We start from the raw sequence: 21110 nt of genomic DNA on the forward strand, positions 1-21110 counted from the left end.
GGGCCGGTCTGATGAGTCACCTGTTGCACTTCAAGAGATGTACCTATGACAACACTCAACCCGGCTGTTAACGCTCAGGCTACAGCCAAGCAATCCTGGCTCAAGTTGTTCATGTGGGGCGGCGTTATTGCGTTGCTGGCGTGGTCCTGGCAGGGCGCAGAAATGAACCCGCTCGGGCTGATTCGTGACAGCGGCAACATGGCCACCTTTGCCAGTGACTTCTTTCCGCCGGATTTCAGCCACTGGCGCCTTTATTTGAAAGAAATGGTGGTGACCGTACAGATCGCCATTTGGGGTACGGCGATGGCCATCGTCTGCGCGATACCGCTGGGCATCCTGTGTTCCGAAAACATCGTGCCGTGGTGGGTTTATCAGCCGGTGCGCCGGGTGATGGATGCGTTCCGTTCGATCAACGAGATGGTCTTCGCCATGCTCTTTGTTGTGGCTGTGGGATTAGGCCCGTTCGCCGGGGTGCTGGCGTTGTTCATCGGCACGGTAGGCGTTCTTGCCAAGCTCTTTGCTGAAGCGGTCGAGGCGATTGATCCGGGGCCGATCGAAGGTGTTCGGGCAACCGGTGCCAGCGCGCTGCAAGAAGTGATTTTCGGGGTGATCCCGCAAGTCTTGCCGCTGTGGATCTCCTATTCGTTGTACCGCTTTGAATCCAACGTGCGCTCGGCAACCGTGGTCGGCATGGTCGGCGCGGGGGGCATCGGGGTGATTCTGTGGGAGTCGATTCGTGGCTTTCAGTTTCAGCAAACCTGCGCACTTCTGATCGTCATCATCGTGGTTGTCAGCGTCATCGACATCCTCTCCCAGCGCTTGCGCAAATTGTTCATCTGACCTGAGCGAGACGCCTTGATGCGTCCTTTTTTTGCCATGAACTTGTCTAGACAAATTGAGCCGTTATACCGCGAGTTGGCCAGCGTGCTGCGCGAAGAACTGCAACAGTTTTGCCCAGGTGATTTGCTGCCCAGCGAAGTTCAATTGGCCGCGCGTTTTTCAGTCAACCGGCACACGTTGCGCCGCGCGGTGGATGAACTGGTGCTTGAAGGCCTGGTTCTGCGCCGTCAGGGCAAAGGCACCCAGGTTTTGGCCAGACCGCTGGTGTATCCGTTGCAGGCAAACAATGCGTTCAGCGATTCGCTGTCGGCACTCGGCCTGCGCGTAGAGGCGGTGTTGCTGGAGCGCAAAAAGCGCAAGGCCACGGGCGATGAAAGCCAGCGCCTGCAATTACCCGAGGGCGCCATGCTTATCGAGTTGACGACCTTGCGCTTGCTCGACGAGCAGCCGGTCAGCCTGATTCGCCATCGCTTTTGTGCAAGCCACGCGCCAGCACTCGAGCGCTACAACGGCGGCTCATTGCGTGAGTATTTGCTTGAGCAATCACTCGGGCTCAACCGCACCTACAGCCTGATTGGCGCCCGCCTGCCGAGCCGTGAAGAGGCCGCGCAATTACTCATGCCGCTGCATGCACCACTGCTCAGCGTGCTCACTCTTTCCTGCGATACGGCCGGGCAACCGGTGGAGCTTGCGTTGTCCACCAGCCGCGCCGATCGCTTTCAGTATCAAGTTGCCCCCTGATGGAGACATTCACCATGCACAGCGACCCCAATGTCGCCAAGCGACAGCACTGGATGGGCGTTCTGGCCCGTGCCGCGCAACAGTTGCAACCCTATGCAGATGCTTTGAAAGACGCGCAATACAGCCACATTCGCCACCCGGAAATCGGCATGACGCTGGTGCGCGGGCGCATCGGTGGCACCGGCGAGGCTTTCAATCTAGGCGAGATGAGCGTCACCCGTTGTGTGGTTCGTCTTGAAGATGGGCGCATCGGTTTCAGCTATGTAAGCGGCCGCGACAAGCAACACGCGGAGTTGGCCGCGTTGGCAGACGCGCATTTGCAAGGCAGCCAGCAGCAACACTGGCTGCGCGAGTTGATCGAACCGCTGGCGGCGCAACAGCAGGCTGGCAAGGCGGCACAGGCTGCCGAAACCGCAACCACCCAGGTGGAGTTCTTCACCCTGGTTCGAGGAGAAGATTGATGGCCCAGGCTCACAGCTCAGAATGGTTGCAGGCAGCCTTTAGTGATCCGGTGCTCGATGCACAGTTGAGTTTCAGAACAGCGCTCAAAGCCCTGGCCGAACCGGGTCTGGTACAGACCATGGATCGCGCACTGGAACTCGACAGTTTGCAGCCGGCGACTTATGCCCTGTGCCTGTCCTTTTTGGATGGCGACACACCTTTATGGCTGGCACCGCGTTTTGATACGCCGATGATCCGCGCCAATCTGGCCTTCCATTGCGGTTGCCCGATTGTTGCCGAACGCGAGATGGCACTGTTCGGTTTGCTCGATGAAAGCGAGTTGCTCGACCTCAGTGATTTCGACAACGGCAGCGAGCGTTATCCCGATCAGTCCTGCACGTTGCTGGTGCAGTTGTCCTCTCTGGATAACGGCCCCCAACTGCGCTGGCGCGGCCCTGGCATCAAGGATGTGCAGGCGGTCGAATTGCCAGTTCCTGCCGGGTTTTGGGCACAACGCAAAGCGCGCAGCAACTTCCCGCGCGGTCTTGATGTGTTCTTTGCCGCAGGCGAGCACGTAATGGGTTTGCCCCGCAGCACCCACGTTCTGCACAACAACCACGAGGAGGCTGCCTGATGTACGTTGCCGTTAAAGGAGGCGAGCGCGCCATCGACAACGCCCATGCGTTGTTGGCCAAGAAGCGCCGTGGCGCTACCGACATTCCCGAGCTGACCGTCGATCAGGTGCGCGAGCAAATGCCGTTTGCCGTCTCACGGGTGATGAGCGAAGGCTCGCTTTACGACCCGCAATTGGCCGCGCTGGCGATCAAGCAGGCGGCGGGCGATCTGATGGAAGCAATATTCCTCTTGCGTGCCTATCGCACCACGTTGCCGCGCTTTGCCTCCAGCATGCCGATCGACACCAGTGCCATGCAGTTGTCACGGCGCATCTCGGCCACCTTCAAGGATTTGCCGGGCGGCCAGTTGTTGGGCCCGACCTATGACTACACGCACCGCTTGCTCGACTTTGCTTTGCTCGCAGAAGGCGAGCAGCCTGGCCCAGAAATTGACCCGCAAGCCGCTGTTGAGAAATGCCCGCGGGTGCTCGACTTTCTGGTGGATGAAGGGCTGATGAGCCGCGACGGCGACAGTTCGGCAGCGGTGCCGGACATCACCCGCGAGCCGCTGGAGTTTCCGGCCAATCGTGCCCAGCGCTTGCAGGCATTGGCGCGCGGTGATGAAGGCTTTTTGCTGGCGCTGAGTTATTCGACGCAGCGCGGCTACGGTCGCAATCACCCGTTCGCCGGCGAAATACGCATCGGCGAACTTGAGGTGTGGATCGAGCCCGAGGAGCTGGATTTTGCCGTGCCGTTGGGCGACATCGAAGTGACCGAGTGCGAGATGGTCAATCAGTTCATCGGCGGCAAAGGCATCGAGGCCCAATTCACCCGTGGCTACGGTCTGGCGTTTGGCTACGCCGAGCGTAAGGCGATGGGCATGGCGCTGGTGGATCGCGCATTACGCGCAGAGGAGTTCGGCGAGGAGGTACAAGGCCCGGCGCAGCAAGAAGAGTTTGTGCTGGCGCATTGCGACAACGTCGAGGCGGCCGGTTTTGTCTCGCACCTGAAGCTGCCGCACTACGTCGACTTCCAATCCGAACTCGAGCTGATCCGCAAATTACGCGCTCAGCCAGGCTCTCAGCAGGAGCAAACGCCATGACCTCATTGCACAACGCACAACAACAAGCCGACAGTGGCTACAACTTTGCCTACCTCGATGAGCAGAGCAAACGCATGATCCGCCGTGGCCTGTTAAAGGCGGTGGCAATTCCTGGCTATCAGGTGCCATTTGCCGGCCGTGAGATGCCTTTGCCGTATGGCTGGGGCACAGGCGGCATGCAGCTCACTGCGGCGATTCTGGGCCGCGACGATGTGCTTAAAGTCATCGATCAGGGCGCAGATGACACCACCAATGCGGTGTCGATCCGCCGCTTCTTCGGGCGCACCGCAGGCGTTGCAACCACTTTGCGCACGCCTGAAGCCACAGTGATTCAAACCCGTCACCGCATCCCGGAAACGCCACTCAGCGCCGATCAGATCATGGTCTATCAGGTGCCGATTCCTGAGCCTTTGCGCTTTATCGAACCGTCTGAAAGCGAGACGCGCACCATGCACGCGCTGGGTGATTACGGGGTTATGCACGTCAAGCTGTATGAAGACATCGCCACCTTCGGCCACATCGCCACAAGTTACGCCTATCCCGTCACGGTGGATGACAACTACGTGATGGACCCGTCGCCGATTCCCAAATTCGACAACCCGAAACTGCACATGAGCCCCGCGCTGATGCTGTTCGGTGCCGGGCGTGAAAAGCGTTTGTACGCCGTGCCGCCTTACACGCGAGTCGAGAGTCTGGACTTTGAGGATCATCCGTTCGAGGTGCAGAGCTGGGAACACAACTGCGCGATTTGCGGCAGCGCTGATTCTTATCTGGACGAGCTGATTGTCGATGATGCCGGCAGCAAACAGTTTGTCTGTTCCGACACCGACTATTGCCTGCAACGCCGTGACCAGCAGCAATCCGGGGAGGGCGCACAATGACCGCCGCCGTACGTGTAAATCGTGAGCTGGCAGCGCTCGAGCCGCTGTTTTCCGTCAACAATGTGAGCAAGTTGTATGGCCCCGAAAAAGGCTGCCAGCAGGTTTCGTTCGACCTGTATCCGGGTGAGGTACTGGGTATCGTCGGCGAGTCCGGTTCAGGCAAGTCGACGCTATTGAGCCTGTTGGCCGGACGTTGCCTGCCTGATGAAGGACAGATCAGCTATTTGCGTGAAGACGGTCAACTGCTCGATTTGTATGCCAGTAGCGAAGCGCAGCGGCGCACGTTACTGCGCACCGAGTGGGGCTTTGTCGAGCAGAACCCACGCGATGGTTTGCGCATGGGGGTATCGGCCGGCGCCAATATTGGCGAGCGTTTGATGGCGCAAGGCGTACGCAATTACGGCGAGCTGCGCGGTGCGGGTATCAGCTGGCTGAAGCAGGTGGAAATCGATCCGAAGCGGATCGACGACCTGCCGCGCACCTTCTCTGGCGGCATGCAGCAACGCCTGCAAATTGCACGCAATCTGGTCTCCAGTCCGCGACTGATTTTCATGGATGAACCCACCGGTGGCCTTGATGTGTCGGTGCAGGCGCGCTTGCTCGATCTGCTGCGTGGGCTGGTGCGCGAACTGGGCCTGGCCGTGGTTATCGTCACCCACGATCTGGCGGTGGCGCGTTTGCTCGCAGATCGGTTGCTGGTGATGCGCAACTCGCGCGTGGTCGAAAGCGGCCTGACCGATCAGATTCTTGATGATCCGCAGCATCCGTATACCCAGTTGCTGGTCTCCTCGGTGCTGCAGCCATGAGTCTCGCAGCGCCAATGCCCGGAATATCACGGCCCAGGACAGATGCCATGAATAACCTGATTGAAGTCACCGAACTGAGCAAGACGTTCACCCTGCACCAACAACACGGCATCGTACTCAAGGTGCTGCGCAACCTGAGCTTTAGCGTGGAAGCTGGCGAGTGCCTGGTGCTGATGGGCAACTCCGGAGCCGGTAAGTCGACGCTGCTGCGCACGCTTTATGGCAACTATCTGGCCGCTGGCGGCAGCATTCGCGTGCGTCATCAGCAGCAGTGGGTCGAGTTGGTCGGCGGTGCGCCGTTGCAGGTGCTGGATGTGCGCCGGCAAACCCTTGGCTATGTCAGCCAGTTCTTACGCGTGATCCCGCGTGTCGCCACGCTCGATGTGGTGATGGAGCCCGCACTGGCGCGGGGCTGGAGCAAGGAAGCGGCCAAGGCGCGTGCCAGTGAATTGCTCACCCGCCTGAATATTCCGCAAACCCTCTGGCAACTCGCGCCCGGGACTTTTTCCGGCGGCGAGCAGCAGCGGGTCAACATCGCCCGCGGCTTCATGGTCGATTGGCCGGTGATGCTGCTGGATGAGCCCACCGCATCGCTCGATGAGCGCAATCAGCGGGTGGTGCTCGAGCTGATCAACGAGGCCAAGGCCGCGGGCAGCGCATTGATTGCCATCTTCCATGACCGTCACGCACGTGAAGCCGTCGCTGACCGTTATCTCGACATGCAGGCGCCATGCACCGCCGATCAGGAGTTTGTTTATGCCGGTTGAAACGATACTCAGCAATGCCCGCGTAGTGACCGCCAATGAGGTATTCGATGGCAGCGTGGTGTTGCGCGATGGCAAGGTCTTCGATGTGCAGCCGGGTGTCAGCCAGGTGCCGGGCGCTGAAGATATGCAGGGCAGCTATCTGTTGCCGGGGCTGGTCGAGTTGCACACCGATAACCTCGAAAAACACATGAGCCCGCGGCCGGGCGTCGACTGGCCGTCAGCCTCGGCAGTGCTCAGCCATGACGCGCAAATCATCGCCGCCGGGATCACTACGGTATTCGATGCCTTGTCGATCGGCGACATCAATCCGCGTGGCAAACGCATGCAGCAACTGCCGCAAATGCTCGCGGCGATTACGCAGGCACAAAGCCAGGGCAATACCCGCGCCGAGCATCGCCTTCATCTGCGCTGTGAGGTTTGTCACCCGGACGTGCTCAGCGTTTTCCGCGATCTGGTCGAAGACCCGCTAGTGCAGCTCGTTTCGGTCATGGATCACTCGCCGGGGCAGCGCCAGTTTGCCAAGGAAGCCAAGTACCGCGAGTACTACATGGGCAAATACCATCTTTCTGTCGCCGAGATGGACGCGTTCATTGAAGAGCAAATTGCCAACTCCAAGCGGTACAGCGACCGTCATCGTCAGCAGATTGTGCAGGAGTGCCATCTGCGCGGCCTGTCGATCGCCAGCCACGATGATGCAACGCTGGCGCACGTGCAGGAATCAGCGAGTCTGGGCATGGCCATTGCCGAGTTCCCGACCACGCTGGAGGCGGCCAAGGCCAGCCATTCGCTCGGCTTGAGTGTGCTGATGGGCGCACCGAATATCGTTCGCGGCGGTTCGCACTCGGGTAACATAGCCGCCGCTGAATTAGCTCGCTTAGGTGTGCTCGATATCCTTTCGAGTGACTACTATCCGGCCAGTTTGCTGCAGGCGGCGCTGCAACTTGCAGATCTCGACAACGACTATGATTTAGCCAAGGCGATTGCCACGGTCAGCCTCAATCCGGCACGCGCTGCCGGGCTGGATGATCGCGGTGAAATTCGTACAGGCTTGCGCGCTGATCTGGTTCAGGCACGCCTGCACGACAAGCAAGTGGTGGTGCAACAAGTGTGGCGTCAGGCCAAAAGGGTGTATTGATGAGCGCCAGATTGATCTATCTGATAGGCCCCTCCGGTTCAGGCAAGGACAGCCTGCTCAATGCAGCACGCGCGCAATTGACTGCGCGCGGCTGCAAGATCGCCCGGCGGGTGATTACCCGTTCGGCTGAGGCGGTAGGGGAAGATGCAGTCGCCGTTACGCTGGCAGAATTCGAGCGCATGGAGGCGGGCGGCGAGTTCGCCATGAGCTGGCGCGCCAACGGGCTGGCTTACGGCATTCCCAAGCAGATTGACGACTGGCTGATGCAAGGTCACGACGTGTTGGTAAATGGCTCGCGGGCATACTTGCCCGAAGCCTTGCAGCGCTATCCAAAGCTGCAGGCGGTTTTACTGACGGTCGAAATGGACGTGCTGCGTCAGCGGTTGCTGGAACGTGGGCGTGAGCCACTGGCAGAGATCGAGGCGCGTCTCGCACGAAATGCGCAGTTCGAGAGTGATATGCTAAAGCAGCACGCAAATCTGCAACTGTTGGATAACTCCAGCCATTTTGAGCAAACCGTAGAGCAACTGCTGGCGCTGGTCCAGCGCGCGCCCGCATGCGCCTGACCCTGCTCGGCACCGGTGATGCGCGACAATTGCCGGTATACAACTGTGCGTGTGCTGCATGTAGCAGCGCACGTTCAGACCCCGCGTTACGGCGCGGCCCATGTTGCGCGTTGCTGGAGGTGGACGATCAGCGCTGGCTGATCGACAGCGGCCTGACGGACCTGGCCGAGCGGTTTGCACCGCATGCACTCAGCGGTATTTTGCAGACCCATTATCACGCCGATCATGCGCAGGGTTTGCTGCAGTTGCGCTGGGGGCAGGGGCTGATAATTCCCGTGCATGGCCCGGCCGATCCCGAAGGGTTGGCCGACTTGTACAAACACCCGGGAATCCTCGATTTCTCGCAGCCGTTCAGCGCGTTCGAAGCGCGAACATTTGGTTGTTTGCGGGTAACCGCTTTGCCGCTGCAGCATTCGAAGATGACCTTTGGTTATCTGTTTGAAGCGCAAGGCCAGCGGATTGCCTATTTAACCGATACGGTTGGTTTGCCGGTGGCTACAGCTGAGTATTTACGTGACGGGGAGTTGTTGGATTGGCTGGTGCTGGATTGTTCGTTGCCGCCGCAGGCGCATGAGCCGCGTAACCATAATGACCTGACGCGGGCGTTGGCTATTGTTGAGGATTTACGGCCGAAGCAAACGGTTCTGACGCATGTTGGGCATACGTTTGATAGTTGGTTGCTGGGGAATGCGCGGGCGTTGCCGGAGGGGGTGGTTGTGGCCAGAGATGGGTTGGTTGTTGGGAGGTGAGGTGGGGTTGGTTTTTTGAGGGGCTGAGTAAGGTTCCTGTAAGGTCTAGACAATGATTTAGTGTGTCGGGATATTTGAATTTCTAACGCTGGCGCTATGCCTGGTTTTTTGGGCGCTCTTTAGTCACCTTTTCGCCCTTACGGCGAGTCACTTTTCACAATCGATTGAAAAGTAACCAAAAGATCTTGCCCCTCCATTGGGCCTCACTGCGCTCGGCTTCCCGCATTCCATCGTTGCTCCGTGGGCACGCCGCGATGGGCCGTCCTTGGCCCAGCGCGACTCTCGCAGCATCCATGCTGCTCAACCCACTGCACAACGATTGCATTTGGCCTGCTGGCAAGGGGCGTTGGCGGTGTTTGGACTATCGCGTACGCGTGCGCGGGCGAGAACAGCGAACTGGAAACATGCAGGTGAGCAGGCACTGCTTTGCTTCAAACCCTGCGTTAGGAGTTTTCCCAAACAACTCGGTCATCTGGCCCGTCAGGAGGCTGAGTGGAGGTGGTGTGGAGTTGGGCATTTGGCAAGGACGCCAAATGAGCCATCAAGGGACAGGGACGTCCCTTGATGGCGACCAACGGAACGGCGCCGGAGCGAGGGAAGTTTTGCGCAGCAAAACCCGCATGCCGGGTGCGCTTTCTCTTTGGTTACTCTTCTCTTTGCGCAAACAAAGAGAAAGTAACTCGCCGTAAAGGCGAAAAGGTGACCAGAGAACACCAACCATTCCGGATTAGCGCCAGCGTTCAAACGCAATAAAGCAGACCTCGAACGAATGGAGGATGGATAGCGGCGCGAAGCAACGCAATCCGTCGGGCGATTGTGCAGGCGCCGATGCAGTCGAGTGAACCCGTTAAATCGCCATGTCGGAAGCCGCGATGCGGATTCCAACCTCCAGCAGCCAACCATTCAAAAATTCGGCGCACATCTCAAACGTACGGAGGATGGATAGCGGCGCGCAGCAACGCAATCCGTCGGGCGATTGCGCGGGCGCCGATGCACCCGAGTGAACCCGTCGAATCGCCATGTCGGAAGCCGCGACGCGGATTCCAACCTCCGGCAGAAAGCCAACCATTCGAAAACTCGGCGCACATCTCGAACGTACGGAGGATGGATAGCGGCGCGAAGCAACGCAATCCGTCGGGCGATTGCGCAGGCGCCGATGCCGTCGAGTGAATCAGTTAGATCGTCATGTCGGAAGCCGCGGTGCGGATTCCAACCTCCGCCCCGTCGACGATTCAGCACATGGCCGCTTAATCCAACGGCAATTCCGTCGTGCGTTTGACCTCACTCATCGCAATATTCGAATGCGCTTCCTGCACGTGTGGGCGCTGCAATAAATGATCTCGCAAAAAACGCTCGTAACTGTCGATGTCTTTGGCGATTACCTTGAGCAGATAATCCGAACTTCCCGCCATCGTGTGGCATTCCAATACCTCGGGATACCCGACAATCGCCTTCTCGAATTCGTCCAGATTACTGCGCCCGTGCGCCGACAATTTGATGTCCACAAACACCGTGATGCTAAAACCGAGCAGCTTGTGATTGAGCAGCGATACCTTGCGCTCAATAAGGCCTTCTTCCTGCATTCGGTTTATCCGTCGCCAACAAGGCGATTGCGATAATTCAACCCGCTCGGCGATCTCGGCAGCGGACAAATCCGCGTTGTGTTGCAGCAGGCGCAAAATCTTGCGATCGATGCTGCTCAATTTTTCCTGCATGAATAGCCCTGAATATTTGTTTTTATTGGAAGGTTCATGCGCAGTATTAGCGTTTTACCCTCAAAAAAGAAATAAAAAATCAGTACCGAGCGGTCATATTGTTGCCATGAGCCACCTGCAGTGATCCTGCGGGTGAGTAATCGGGAATACCTAACCGTATTGCCCACAGGTCGCCTAAAAAAATAAAAGGAGCGCCCGCATGTCTCTGGCCGAGATCCGCCTGGATGACAAATACCGTCTTGCAACGGGTCATCTGTACCTCACCGGCACCCAAGCGCTAACCCGCTTGCCCATGCTGCAAAAACAGCGTGACACTGCCAACGGTTTAAACACCGCCTGCTTCATTTCCGGTTACCGCGGCTCGCCGCTGGGTAATCTGGACAAGAGTTTGTGGGAGGCCAAAAGCTTCCTTGAGTCCAACGCTATTCACTTCCAACCCGGTGTTAACGAAGAGTTGGCCGCCACCGCCGTGTGGGGCAGTCAGCAGACCTCGCTGTTTCCGGGCGCGCGTTACGATGGCGTGTTTGCCTTATGGTACGGCAAAGGGCCGGGCGTGGACCGTTGTGGTGATGTGTTCAAGCATGGCAACTCGGCCGGTGTTTCGCCCAAAGGCGGTGTGCTGTTGCTGGCGGGGGATGACCACGGCTGCAAATCTTCGAGTATCGCCAACCAGAGCGAGCATGCGTTTATTGCCGCTTCGATTCCGGTACTCAATCCGGCAAACGTTCAGGAAATTCTCGACTACGGCATCATCGGCTGGGAGCTTTCGCGCTACAGCGGTTGCTGGGTGGCGCTGAAAACCATCGCCGAGAACGTCGACTCTTCGGCTGTGGTCGACGTTGATCCGCTGCGCATCAACATCAAGGTGCCTGAAGATTTTGAGCTGCCGGAAGACGGTGTGCACATCCGGTGGCCAGATCCGCCGTTGGTGCAGGAAAAGCGCCTGAATACCTTCAAGATCTACGCGGCTCGCGCCTTTGCCCGCGCCAACAATCTCAATCCGCTGATGCTCGACTCGCCGAACCCGCGGCTGGGCATTATCACCACCGGCAAGTCTTATCTGGACGTGCGTCAGGCGCTGGAAGACCTCGGGCTGGACGACGAACTGTGCGCCAAGGTTGGCCTGCGCGTGCTCAAGATCGGCATGAGCTGGCCGCTGGAGCCGGTTTCGGTGCATGAGTTTGCCGAGGGGCTGGACGAGATTCTGGTGGTCGAAGAGAAGCGCAGCATCATCGAAGACCAACTCACGGGCCAACTCTATAACTGGCCAGTGGGCAAGCGCCCGCGGGTCGTCGGTGAGTTTGATGAACAAGGCCGTTCGCTGTTGCCTAACCTCAGCGAACTTACGCCTGCGATGATCGCCCGCGTGATCGCCAAGCGTCTTCAGCCGATCTACAGCAGCGCGCAGATTCAGTCGCGTCTGGAGTTCCTGGCGGCTAAGGAAGCTGCTCTCGCAGCGCCCAAGCACACGACTGTGCGCACACCACATTTCTGCTCGGGTTGCCCGCATAACACCTCGACCAACCTGCCTGAAGGCAGTCGCGCGCAAGGCGGCATTGGCTGTCACTACATGACCCAATGGATGGACCGTAATACCGATACTTTCACGCAGATGGGCGGTGAGGGCGCGACCTGGATCGGCCAGGCGGCATTTACCGACACCCCGCATATTTTCCAGAATCTTGGCGATGGCACCTATTTTCATTCGGGCCATCTGGCCGTTCGTGCGGCGGTGGCTGCCGGGGTCAACATCACCTACAAGATTCTCTACAACGACGCTGTGGCCATGACCGGCGGGCAGCCGATTGATGGCGAGCTTCGCGTTGATCAACTCAGCCAGCAAGTGTTCTTTGAAGGTGTGAAACGCATTGCGCTGGTTACCGATGAGCCGGAGAAGTATCCGGACCGCAGCACCTTCGCGCCGATTGTTAGCTTCCATCACCGCCGTGATCTCGATGCGGTGCAGCGTGAATTGCGCGAGTTCAAAGGCGTGTCGGTGCTTATCTACGACCAGACCTGCGCCACTGAGAAGCGTCGCCGGCGCAAGCGCGGCAAGCTGGTCGATCCGGCTAAACGTGCGGTCATCAACTCGGCGGTGTGCGAAGGCTGCGGCGATTGCAGTGTAAAGTCCAACTGCCTGTCGATCCTGCCGCTGGAAACGGAGCTGGGACGCAAGCGCGAGATTGACCAGAACAGCTGCAACAAAGACTTCAGTTGCGTTGAAGGCTTTTGCCCAAGCTTTGTTACCGTGCACGGCGGCGCTTTGCGCAAGCCTGAAGCCGTGGGCCTCAATGCGCTGTTTATTGCGTTGCCGGAGCCCAAGCAGCCAAGCCTGGAGCGGCCGTGGAATATTCTTTTGCCGGGCGTTGGCGGCAGCGGTGTCACTACAGTTGGCGCGTTGCTGGGTATGGCGGCGCACATTGAGGGCAAAGGCTGCAGCGTGCTCGACCAGGCCGGTCTGGCGCAGAAATTTGGTCCGGTAATTACCCACATCCGGGTGGCGGCTAAACAGGATGATATTTACGCGGTGCGCATTGCCGCCGGTGAAGCTGACTTGCTGCTGGGCTGTGATCTGGTGGTGGCAGCGAGCGAGGAGTCGCTGGCCAAGCTCAATGATCAGATTGCCTTTGCGGTGGTCAACAGTTTCGAGGCGGCCACAGCAGAGTTTACCCGCAACCCAGATGCTCAAGTGCCAGGCGCCGCCATGCGTGAGGCCTTGGTTGAAGCCGTTGGCGCGAAGAAAACCTGGTTCGTTGATGCGACGCGTCTCGCCACTCGCCTGTTGGGCGACAGCATTGCAACCAACCTGTTCATGCTCGGTTATGCCTACCAGAAAGGCTTCGTGCCGGTCTCGGCCGAGGCCATCAACAAGGCCATCGAGTTGAATAACGTGGCTGTGCAACTCAACCAGCAAGCGTTTCTCTGGGGGCGTCGCGCTGCACACGATTTGGCGGCGGTCGAGAAGTTGGCGCGTCCGGCTATTGCTGACGAGCCGATGGCCAAAACCCTCGATGAAATCATTGCCTATCGGGTCGAGCAACTGCGTCTGTACCAGAGCGCCGGTTATGCGCGGCGCTATCAGAAGTTGGTCGAGCGCGTGCGCAAGGCCGATGTCAGTGAAGAGCAGCTGTTGAGCAAGGCCGTGGCGCGTTATTACTTCAAGGTGCTCGCCTACAAGGATGAATACGAGGTGGCCCGGCTGTATAGCGACGGTAAATTCGTCAAGCAACTGCAAGCGCAGTTCGAGGGCGATTTGCGACTTGAGTTTCACTTGGCACCGTCATGGTTGGCCAAGCGTGATCCGCTCAGCGGCCAGCCACGCAAGCGTCAATTCGGCCCGTGGATGCTTAAGGCGTTTGCAGTTTTGGCCAAGTTCAAATTCTTGCGCGCGACCCCGTTCGATCCCTTCGGCTACAGCGCTGAGCGCCGGGTGGAGCAGCAGTTGATTGCTGAGTACGAGCAAAGCATCGATGGATTTCTCAAAGTGCTTACGCCCGCCAATTACCGCACAGCCGTGGCGATTGCCGAGTTGCCCGAGTCCATTCGTGGTTATGGCCACGTTAAAGAGCAAGCACTGCTCAAGGCTCGTGAGCATGCCAAGCAGTTGCAGCAACGCCTGAGCAGTGCCGAGATTCCTGCCGTTCAGGTATTCGAACCCGCCGCTTGAGTGATGCATGAGGGCTGCCAGCGCAGCCTTCACGCTTTCTATTCAGCCTTCAATTTTTAACTTTATTGATTTATCGAGGTACACCATGTCGGTGTTTACACACGTTGATTTCGACCAGCATCAGCACGTTGTCTACGGTCACGACAAGGCCAGCGGCCTGAAAGCTATCATTGCCATCCACAACACCAATCTTGGCCCTGCGCTTGGCGGCTGCCGGATGTGGCCGTATGCCGATGAAGAAGCTGCACTGCGTGATGTGCTGCGTTTGTCGCGCGGCATGACTTACAAATCGGCGATGGCCAATCTGCCGCTGGGTGGCGGCAAAGCCGTAATCATCGGTGATCCGCACACGGGCAAAAGCACCGCGCTGTTTCAGGCGATGGGCGACTTTGTCGAGAGCCTCGGCGGTCGCTATATCACCGCTGCCGACTCGGGCACTGGCGTTGCCGAAATGCAGATAATGGCTGAGCGTACCCGCCATGTGGCCGGCGCCAATGCGCGTGAAGCGATCGGTGGCGGTCAGCGCAGTGGCGATCCGTCGCCAGCAACGGCTTACGGGGTTTTTTGCGGGATCAAGGTGGCTGTGCAGCAACGTCTGCAACGTGAAGATCTGCACGGGCTCAAGGTGGCGATTCAGGGCGTCGGGCAAGTGGGCTTTACGCTGGCCAGGCACCTTAAAGAGGCTGGCGCCGAACTGTGGGTGACCGACATCGTCGAGGCCAACATGCGTCACGCTGTTACGGAGCTAGGCGCGATTGCAGTCAGCGCTACGGATATCTACGGCCTTGATGTCGATGTGTTCGCTCCGTGCGCGATGGGCGGAATTATCAATCGTCAGGTGCTTGAAGTATTACGCGCTCCCATCATCGCCGGCGCGGCCAACAACCAGTTGGCCGATGCCTCCGTCGCAGAGGAATTGCAGCTCAATAACGTGCTTTATGCGCCGGATTACGTGATTAACGCGGGCGGTATTATCGATATTTACTACGAGCGCAGTGGCGGGACTACTGAGCAATTAAAAGCGCATCTGGACGGTATCGGCGACACCCTTAAACAGGTCTTCGTACAGGCGCAGCAGCAGGGCAGAACCACCACTGCTGTGGCTGATGCCATCGCCGTGCAAAGATTCAGCGTTCGCTAAACGAGCCGCTGCAACTTTAAACAGGCTCCAGCGCCAGGCTAACGCCGTGCAACTGATAACCCAGCGTTTGATAAAAGCGCTGGGCATCGGCACGGTTGTTCCGGCTGGAAAGCGCCAATTTGTAACAGCCCCAGTTGCGCGCTCGTTCAGCGGCTTTGTGTACCAAAGCCTGACCCACTCCCAAACTGCGCATATTGGCATCGACCACGACATCTTCAAGGATCGCCGAGCGGGCGAAGTTGTGGGCCAGATGCTCTATTAAATGTACGGTGCAGGTGCCCAATAGTTTGCCTTCGCGTTCGGCGACCAGCACTACACGGCCCTGATTTGGCTCGTTGAGGCGCATCGCCAGAATGACGGGATCTGGCCTTGGCTCATCATCCCCCAACTGCTGGAGCAGTGAGGCGAGCGCATGGGCGTCGGTCGCGCAGGCGGCACGCACGCTGAAGTTGGCGAAGGGCGAGTCGGGGACAAGCTGGGCAATTGGCTGCGACATGCTGATTTCCTCCAGTGAGTGTTCTCAGTATGGCAATTGTGTTGTGGCAGTGGCATGACAAAACGGTCGATCATGGTTAAGATGCCGGCCGTTGTTTGCAATACCTCGTCTCCTTAGTTCAATGGATAGAATAAACCCCTCCTAAGGGTTAGATACTGGTTCGACTCCAGTAGGGGACGCCATCTTTCAGGTGCATTGCTGCACGAAAAATGCAGCAATCACTGCCCGGCGCATCTCTGCGCATCGTGATTATCATTTCCACAGTTCAGTATTCTGCGAAGCCTTTGCAGGCCTCGCAGGTATGTATTGCTGTGCGTTAGCGTGTGGAGCTGCTGTAGCGGCGAACGCCGGATTCCGAGAGGTCGGCGTGGGCGGCAATGCTGCCCGGCGCGGGGAAGGCGACCAGATGATCGGCTGCTACGCGGATGCCTACGTTTTCACCGGGCTGGTGATCGGCATGGCTGGGGAAGATGGCTTCTAGCTGGCTGCCGGTATTCATTTGCAGGCGGTAAAGGGTGGCTGCGCCGAGGAAGGTCTTGCCGATAATGCGTGCCTGCAGCTGGCTGTCGGGGGCGTAGACAATATCGTCAGGGCGCAGCAATACATCGACTGCGCTGCCCACTGGCCAGATATAGGCGCGGTTGCCGCCAATCACGCCCAATTCGGTTTGCACCGTGTCCGGGGTGAGCAACTGGCCGCGAATGAAGTAGCCCTGGCCGATAAAACTCGCCACAAACGGCGTGTGCGGCTCGTGGTAAAGGTTGTAGGGCGTATCCCATTGTTCGAGTTTGCCGTTGTTGAACACGCCAACGTGATCGCTAACCGCAAAGGCTTCTTCCTGATCATGGGTGACCAGAATGGCGCTGGTGCCGCGTGCCTTGAGGATCTCGCGAACTTCCTGGCTGAGGCGGCGGCGCAGTTCGCCATCGAGATTAGAGAACGGCTCGTCCAACAACAGCAGGCTTGGATCCGGTGCCAGGGCACGGGCCAGCGATACGCGCTGTTGCTGGCCGCCAGACAACTCATGCGGATAGCGCTTGCTCAGGTGCGCAAGGTTGACCAGTTCGAGTAGCTCTTCGGTTCTGCGCGCACAGTCGGCGAGCTTGCGAATGCCGAATGCGACGTTCTCGGCGACGCTCAGGTGCGGGAACAGCGCGTAATCCTGAAACACCATGCCAATCCGGCGTTTTTCCGGGGCGAGGGTGAAACCCGGGCTGGAGATAACATCGCCAGCCAGCTGGATTTCGCCTGTATGAACCGGCTCAAAGCCTGCGATTGCGCGCAGGGTTGTGGTCTTGCCGCAGCCGGATGGGCCGAGCAGGCAGCCGATGTCACCAGCATTGAGGTGCAGGTTGAGGTCTTGCACAACCTTGTGCTCGTGATAACCACAGCTCAGGTTGTGCAGGTTGAGCAGCAATGACTGGCTCATGCGTGGTGGTACGCCGGTTCTACCAGGAACTCCAGCAGCGCTTTTTGAGCGTGCAGGCGGTTCTCGGCCTGATCCCACGCCACGGAGCGCGGATCGTCGAGCAGGTCTTCGCTGATTTCCTCGCCACGGTGTGCCGGCAAGCAGTGCATGAACAGCACATCTTCGGCGGCCGCGTCGAGCAGCTCACGGGTCACTTGGTAAGGCTTGAAGCGCGCCATACGCTGCACGGCTTCTTCTTCCTGCCCCATCGAGGCCCAGACGTCGGTGCTGACCAGATCCGCGCCGCGAACGGCTTCCATCGGGTCCTGAGTGACCAATACGCGATCGCCGTATTTGGCCAGCAACTCAGCGCTGGGCTCGTAGCCTTGCGGGCAGGCAACGCGCAGCTGGAAGTCGAATTGCTCGGCGGCCTCGATGTAGGAGTTGCACATATTATTGCCGTCGCCGATCCAGGCCACGGTTTTGCCGGCAATGCTGCCGCGATGTTCAAAAAAGGTCTGCATGTCGGCCAGCAACTGGCACGGATGCAGATCATCCGACAGGCCGTTGATTACCGGTACGCGCGAGTTGGCAGCAAACTCGGTGAGGGTGCTGTGGGCGAAGGTGCGGATCATCACCACGTCGAGCATGCGCGACATCACAATCGCCGCGTCGCCTATTGGCTCGCCACGGCCGAGTTGCGTATCGCGCGGCGAAAGGAAGATCGCCTGGCCGCCCAGCTGGATCATGCCGGCTTCGAACGAGACGCGGGTGCGGGTCGAGGCTTTCTCGAAAATCATGCCCAGTACGCGGTTTTTCAAAGGCTCGAACAAGACGCCGCGATTGCGCAAGTCCTTCAGCTCCATGCCTCGGCGGATCAGGCTCACCAGCTCGGTTGGTGTGCAATCCATCATCGAGAGAAAGTGTCTTGCGCTCATAACTCACATACCTTTTTGCAACAGGGTGCAGGCTCATTGGGCCGGTGGTAATCCGGGAATAGCAGAGCCAGCAGCAGAAGGCCGCAGCGTGCGACGAAACGGGGAAAGGCGAAATCTTATAAGGAAATGGCGATCCGGCGCAAATTGTCGGCTTAAACCCAGCAATAAAGCGTGTTATAGCCCGCCGTTGGGCTGTTTATGTCGGGCTCATAACTGCTGCAATCGGCTGGCCTGATAGAGGTCGATTCATGAGACGAACGCTGCTGGCGGCGAGGCCCTGCGCGCGGCATAGTTGTTGTAGTCGGTACTGAAACTGCCAGAATAAAAATCAGAGGCTTGGCCATGACCCATACCCAGCATCACCGTGCGTGCCATCTGTGCGAAGCGATATGCGGATTAACTATCGAAACTGCGCCCGCCGAAGACGGCTCCGAGCGCATTGTCTCAATCAAGGGTGATGCGCAGGACACCTTCAGTCGCGGCCATATCTGCCCAAAAGCAGTGGCCCTGCAGGATATCCAGAATGACCCTGATCGCTTGCACCGCCCCATGCGCCGCGTTGGCAGCGAGTGGCAGGCGATCGAATGGGATGAGGCGTTCACGCTGGTTGCTGAGCGCTTAAGCGAGATTCAGATGCGCTACGGCAAAAATGCCGTGGGCATTTATCAGGGCAACCCGAGCGTGCATAACTACGGGTTGATGACCCACAGCAACTATTTCCTTGGCCAGTTGAAAACCCGCAATCGGTTTTCGGCGACCTCGGTCGATCAACTGCCGCATCATCTCACCAGTTATCTGATGTACGGACACGGGCTGTTAATCCCGATTCCGGACATCGACAACACAGATTTCATGCTGATTCTGGGCGGCAACCCGCTGGCATCGAATGGCAGCATCATGACAGTGCCGGACGTGGAGAAACGCCTCAAGGCGATAAAGGCGCGTGGCGGCAAGTTTGTTGTAGTTGACCCGCGTCGCAGCGAGACCGCAGCAATTGCCGACCAGCATGTATTCGTCCGTCCCGGGCAGGACGCCGCCTTGCTGTTTGGCCTGCTGAACACCTTGTTTAGTGAAAACCTGACCCGTCAGAGCCACCTGCAAATTGCCGGTATCGAGCAGGTGAAAACGGCGATTGCAGACTTCACCGCCGAAGCCATGAGCGTTCGTTGCGGCGTACCCGCGCAAACAATCCGCCAGTTGGCGCGTGACTTTGCCAGCGCTGAAAAAGCGGTGTGTTACGGGCGCATGGGCGTATCGACACAGGCATTCGGCACGTTGTGTCAGTGGCTGGTGCAACTGATCAATATGGTCACCGGCAACCTTGACTCGGTGGGCGGCGCGCTGTGCACCGAGCCGGCTGTCGATCTGGTTGCGGCCACTTCCGGCGGGCACTTCAACGTCTGGCAGAGCCGCGTGTCCGGTTTGCCCGAATACGGCGGCGAATTACCCGTGGCGGCGCTGGCAGAAGAAATGCTCACCGAAGGCGAAGGGCAGATTCGGGCGATGATCACTGTGGCCGGTAATCCGGTGTTGTCGACGCCTAACGGCCGGCAGATGGAGCAGGCGCTGGATGGTCTGGAGTTCATGCTCAGCATCGATTTCTACATCAACGAAACCACGCGCTACGCCGACTTGATTCTGCCGCCAACCGGGCCGCTGGAGCATGATCATTACGACACCACCTTTAATATGTTCGCGGTGCGTAACGTCACCCGCTTCAACCAGCCGGTTTTGGCTAAACCGGCGGGCGCGTTGCACGACTGGGAAATATTCGTCGGGCTGGCCAAGGCTTTCGCCGAGAAGACCGACGCTCAGTTGAAGCCAACCATGGCACCTTCGCAAATGATTAATATGGGGTTGCGGGCAGGGGCTTACGGCGACCGTTCCGCGCATAAACTATCGCTGCAAACCCTGGCCGATCATCCGCATGGGCTGGATCTGGGGCCGCTGAAGCCGAATCTGGCGGGGCGCTTGAAAACCGCGGACAAACACATCAATGCCGCGCCAGAGGTGATTCTTGCCGACCTGCAACGTTTCGCCGCAGAGCCGGTGCCGGCCGAGAACCAACTGTTGCTGATTGGCCGGCGCCATGTGCGCAGCAATAACTCCTGGATGCATAACTATCACCGGCTGGTGAAGGGCAAGCCGCGTCACCAACTATTGATGAACAGCGCAGACATGGCGGCGCGGGGATTGACTGATAACCAGCGCGTGCGAGTGCGATCACGCATCGGTCAAATTGAGGTCGAAGTAGTCGCCAGTGAAGACATGATGCCGGGCGTTATCAGCCTGCCGCATGGCTGGGGACACGCGCGGCCCGGTGTGCAATTGGCCACTGCGACCGAACAGCCAGGTGCCAGCGCCAATGACCTGACTGATGAGCGTCAGTTGGATAAGCTTTCAGGTAACGCGGCATTGAACGGTGTGCCAGTCGAGGTGGTGGCTGCCTAAGGGTGGCTGCCGTGGCGTTTTCAAAGCCGAGCATGGCGCTCGGTTTTTCGTTACAATGCAGCCACCGTGTCGACGTATGAGTCGAAAAGTTAAGACCTGAGGTGCCCAATGGATATCATCGAAACTATCAAAGAGCAGATCGCTAACAACACTGTTCTGCTTTACATGAAAGGCTCGCCGAATGCCCCGCAGTGCGGCTTCTCGTCGAAGGCTTCGCAGGTTGTGATGGCGTGCGGCGAGAAATTCGCTTACGTCGATATTCTGCAAAACCCGGAAATCCGCGCCAACCTGCCAAAGTACGCCAACTGGCCAACCTTCCCGCAACTGTGGGTTGGCGGTGAGCTGGTCGGCGGTAGCGACATCCTTGCCGAGATGTTTGATAAGGGCGAGCTGCAGACCCTGATCAAAGACGCTGTGCAAAAAGCTGAAGCCTAAGTTTGCCTCAGCAAGCTGAGTAACAAGTTACTCAGACAAAAACGGGAGCCAATGGCTCCCGTTTTTTATTGCCGCGAATTCCAGCCCCGCCCGAAAACTCAACCCTATACCCGGAGGATGGATAGCGGCGCGCAGCAACGCAATCCGTCAAGCGATTGTGCAGGCGCAGATGCCGCCGAGTGAATCCGGCAAATCGTCATGACGCAAACCGCGATGC

The 21110-nt window shown here is 58.6% G+C and carries 19 protein-coding genes and 1 tRNA gene; 16 read left to right on the plus strand and 4 right to left on the minus strand.

The window, feature by feature from the left end; genetic code table 11:
* Positions 1–45 precede the first annotated feature (45 nt).
* Genes phnE through phnP form a run of 11 tightly spaced genes read left to right on the plus strand, consistent with a single transcriptional unit; the run spans position 46 to position 8642 of the window.
* A complete protein-coding gene (gene phnE / locus FEZ62_RS15565) occupies positions 46–840 on the plus strand; it encodes a phosphonate ABC transporter, permease protein PhnE (RefSeq protein WP_172928720.1) in 795 nt (264 codons plus the stop codon).
* 18 nt (positions 841–858) lie between these two features.
* Positions 859–1581 (plus strand): phosphonate metabolism transcriptional regulator PhnF, encoded by a 723-nt coding sequence (gene phnF / locus FEZ62_RS15570; protein WP_242454962.1) that lies wholly within the window; start codon positions 859–861, stop codon positions 1579–1581.
* Positions 1582–1595: 14 nt separating this feature from the next.
* Positions 1596–2042 carry a phosphonate C-P lyase system protein PhnG gene (gene phnG / locus FEZ62_RS15575; RefSeq protein WP_069899370.1) on the plus strand — a complete coding sequence of 149 codons (447 nt, stop codon included), beginning with the start codon at positions 1596–1598 and terminating at the stop codon, positions 2040–2042.
* Positions 2042–2656, plus strand: a complete 615-nt coding sequence (gene phnH, locus FEZ62_RS15580) for a phosphonate C-P lyase system protein PhnH (RefSeq protein ID WP_172928723.1) — start codon at positions 2042–2044, stop codon at positions 2654–2656. Before phnG ends, phnH begins: the two co-directional genes overlap by 1 nt.
* Positions 2656–3738 (plus strand): carbon-phosphorus lyase complex subunit PhnI, encoded by a 1083-nt coding sequence (locus FEZ62_RS15585; protein ID WP_172928725.1) that lies wholly within the window; start codon positions 2656–2658, stop codon positions 3736–3738. Before phnH ends, FEZ62_RS15585 begins: the two co-directional genes overlap by 1 nt.
* Complete coding sequence (locus FEZ62_RS15590; RefSeq protein WP_150547335.1) at positions 3735–4619, plus strand: alpha-D-ribose 1-methylphosphonate 5-phosphate C-P-lyase PhnJ; 885 nt, start codon at positions 3735–3737, stop codon at positions 4617–4619. The genes FEZ62_RS15585 and FEZ62_RS15590 overlap by 4 nt, the downstream gene beginning before the upstream one ends.
* Positions 4616–5425, plus strand: coding sequence for a phosphonate C-P lyase system protein PhnK (gene phnK, locus FEZ62_RS15595; RefSeq protein ID WP_172928727.1), 810 nt, complete (start codon positions 4616–4618; stop codon positions 5423–5425). Before FEZ62_RS15590 ends, phnK begins: the two co-directional genes overlap by 4 nt.
* Before the next feature lie 47 nt (positions 5426–5472).
* Positions 5473–6192: a phosphonate C-P lyase system protein PhnL gene (gene phnL, locus FEZ62_RS15600; protein ID WP_172928729.1), complete on the plus strand. Its 720-nt coding sequence runs from the start codon at positions 5473–5475 to the stop codon at positions 6190–6192.
* A complete protein-coding gene (locus FEZ62_RS15605) occupies positions 6182–7327 on the plus strand; it encodes an alpha-D-ribose 1-methylphosphonate 5-triphosphate diphosphatase (RefSeq protein WP_172928732.1) in 1146 nt (381 codons plus the stop codon). The genes phnL and FEZ62_RS15605 overlap by 11 nt, the downstream gene beginning before the upstream one ends.
* Positions 7327–7893: a phosphonate metabolism protein/1,5-bisphosphokinase (PRPP-forming) PhnN gene (gene phnN, locus FEZ62_RS15610; RefSeq protein ID WP_172928734.1), complete on the plus strand. Its 567-nt coding sequence runs from the start codon at positions 7327–7329 to the stop codon at positions 7891–7893. The genes FEZ62_RS15605 and phnN overlap by 1 nt, the downstream gene beginning before the upstream one ends.
* The gene (phnP, locus tag FEZ62_RS15615) at positions 7884–8642 is read left to right on the plus strand and encodes a phosphonate metabolism protein PhnP (RefSeq protein ID WP_172928736.1); all 759 of its coding nucleotides are present in this window, start codon (positions 7884–7886) and stop codon (positions 8640–8642) included. Before phnN ends, phnP begins: the two co-directional genes overlap by 10 nt.
* A 1247-nt stretch (positions 8643–9889) precedes the next feature.
* Here the strand turns inward: phnP and FEZ62_RS15620 are convergent.
* Positions 9890–10357 (minus strand): Lrp/AsnC family transcriptional regulator, encoded by a 468-nt coding sequence (locus FEZ62_RS15620; protein WP_172928738.1) that lies wholly within the window; start codon positions 10355–10357, stop codon positions 9890–9892.
* A 199-nt stretch (positions 10358–10556) separates the two neighbouring features.
* Between FEZ62_RS15620 and FEZ62_RS15625 the strand changes: the two genes are divergently transcribed.
* Together FEZ62_RS15625 and FEZ62_RS15630 are read left to right on the plus strand one after the other, a co-directional pair.
* The gene (locus tag FEZ62_RS15625) at positions 10557–14024 is read left to right on the plus strand and encodes an indolepyruvate ferredoxin oxidoreductase family protein (RefSeq protein WP_172928741.1); all 3468 of its coding nucleotides are present in this window, start codon (positions 10557–10559) and stop codon (positions 14022–14024) included.
* An 85-nt stretch (positions 14025–14109) separates the two neighbouring features.
* A complete protein-coding gene (locus tag FEZ62_RS15630) occupies positions 14110–15165 on the plus strand; it encodes a Glu/Leu/Phe/Val dehydrogenase (protein WP_172928743.1) in 1056 nt (351 codons plus the stop codon).
* A 16-nt stretch (positions 15166–15181) separates the two neighbouring features.
* Here the strand turns inward: FEZ62_RS15630 and FEZ62_RS15635 are convergent, their stop codons facing one another.
* Positions 15182–15661: a GNAT family N-acetyltransferase gene (locus tag FEZ62_RS15635; protein ID WP_172928745.1), complete on the minus strand. Its 480-nt coding sequence runs from the start codon at positions 15659–15661 to the stop codon at positions 15182–15184.
* Positions 15662–15768: 107 nt separating this feature from the next.
* Here FEZ62_RS15635 and FEZ62_RS15640 point away from each other — a divergent pair.
* Positions 15769–15843 (plus strand) — tRNA-Arg (locus FEZ62_RS15640).
* A 134-nt stretch (positions 15844–15977) separates the two neighbouring features.
* Here the strand turns inward: FEZ62_RS15640 and FEZ62_RS15645 are convergent.
* Together FEZ62_RS15645 and argF are read right to left on the minus strand one after the other, a co-directional pair.
* Complete coding sequence (locus FEZ62_RS15645; RefSeq protein ID WP_069899357.1) at positions 15978–17090, minus strand: ABC transporter ATP-binding protein; 1113 nt, start codon at positions 17088–17090, stop codon at positions 15978–15980.
* The gene (argF, locus tag FEZ62_RS15650) at positions 17087–18007 is read right to left on the minus strand and encodes an ornithine carbamoyltransferase (protein WP_172928747.1); all 921 of its coding nucleotides are present in this window, start codon (positions 18005–18007) and stop codon (positions 17087–17089) included. The genes FEZ62_RS15645 and argF overlap by 4 nt, the downstream gene beginning before the upstream one ends.
* 342 nt (positions 18008–18349) lie before the next feature.
* Between argF and FEZ62_RS15655 the strand changes: the two genes are divergently transcribed.
* The gene (locus FEZ62_RS15655; protein ID WP_172928749.1) at positions 18350–20458 is read left to right on the plus strand and encodes a molybdopterin oxidoreductase family protein; all 2109 of its coding nucleotides are present in this window, start codon (positions 18350–18352) and stop codon (positions 20456–20458) included.
* A 108-nt stretch (positions 20459–20566) separates the two neighbouring features.
* Positions 20567–20893: a Grx4 family monothiol glutaredoxin gene (grxD, locus tag FEZ62_RS15660; protein WP_069899354.1), complete on the plus strand. Its 327-nt coding sequence runs from the start codon at positions 20567–20569 to the stop codon at positions 20891–20893.
* Positions 20894–21110 lie beyond the last annotated feature (217 nt).

It is taken from the genome of Pseudomonas sp. MS19, from assembly GCF_013277615.1.
Taxonomy (GTDB): domain Bacteria; phylum Pseudomonadota; class Gammaproteobacteria; order Pseudomonadales; family Pseudomonadaceae; genus Aquipseudomonas; species Aquipseudomonas marincola.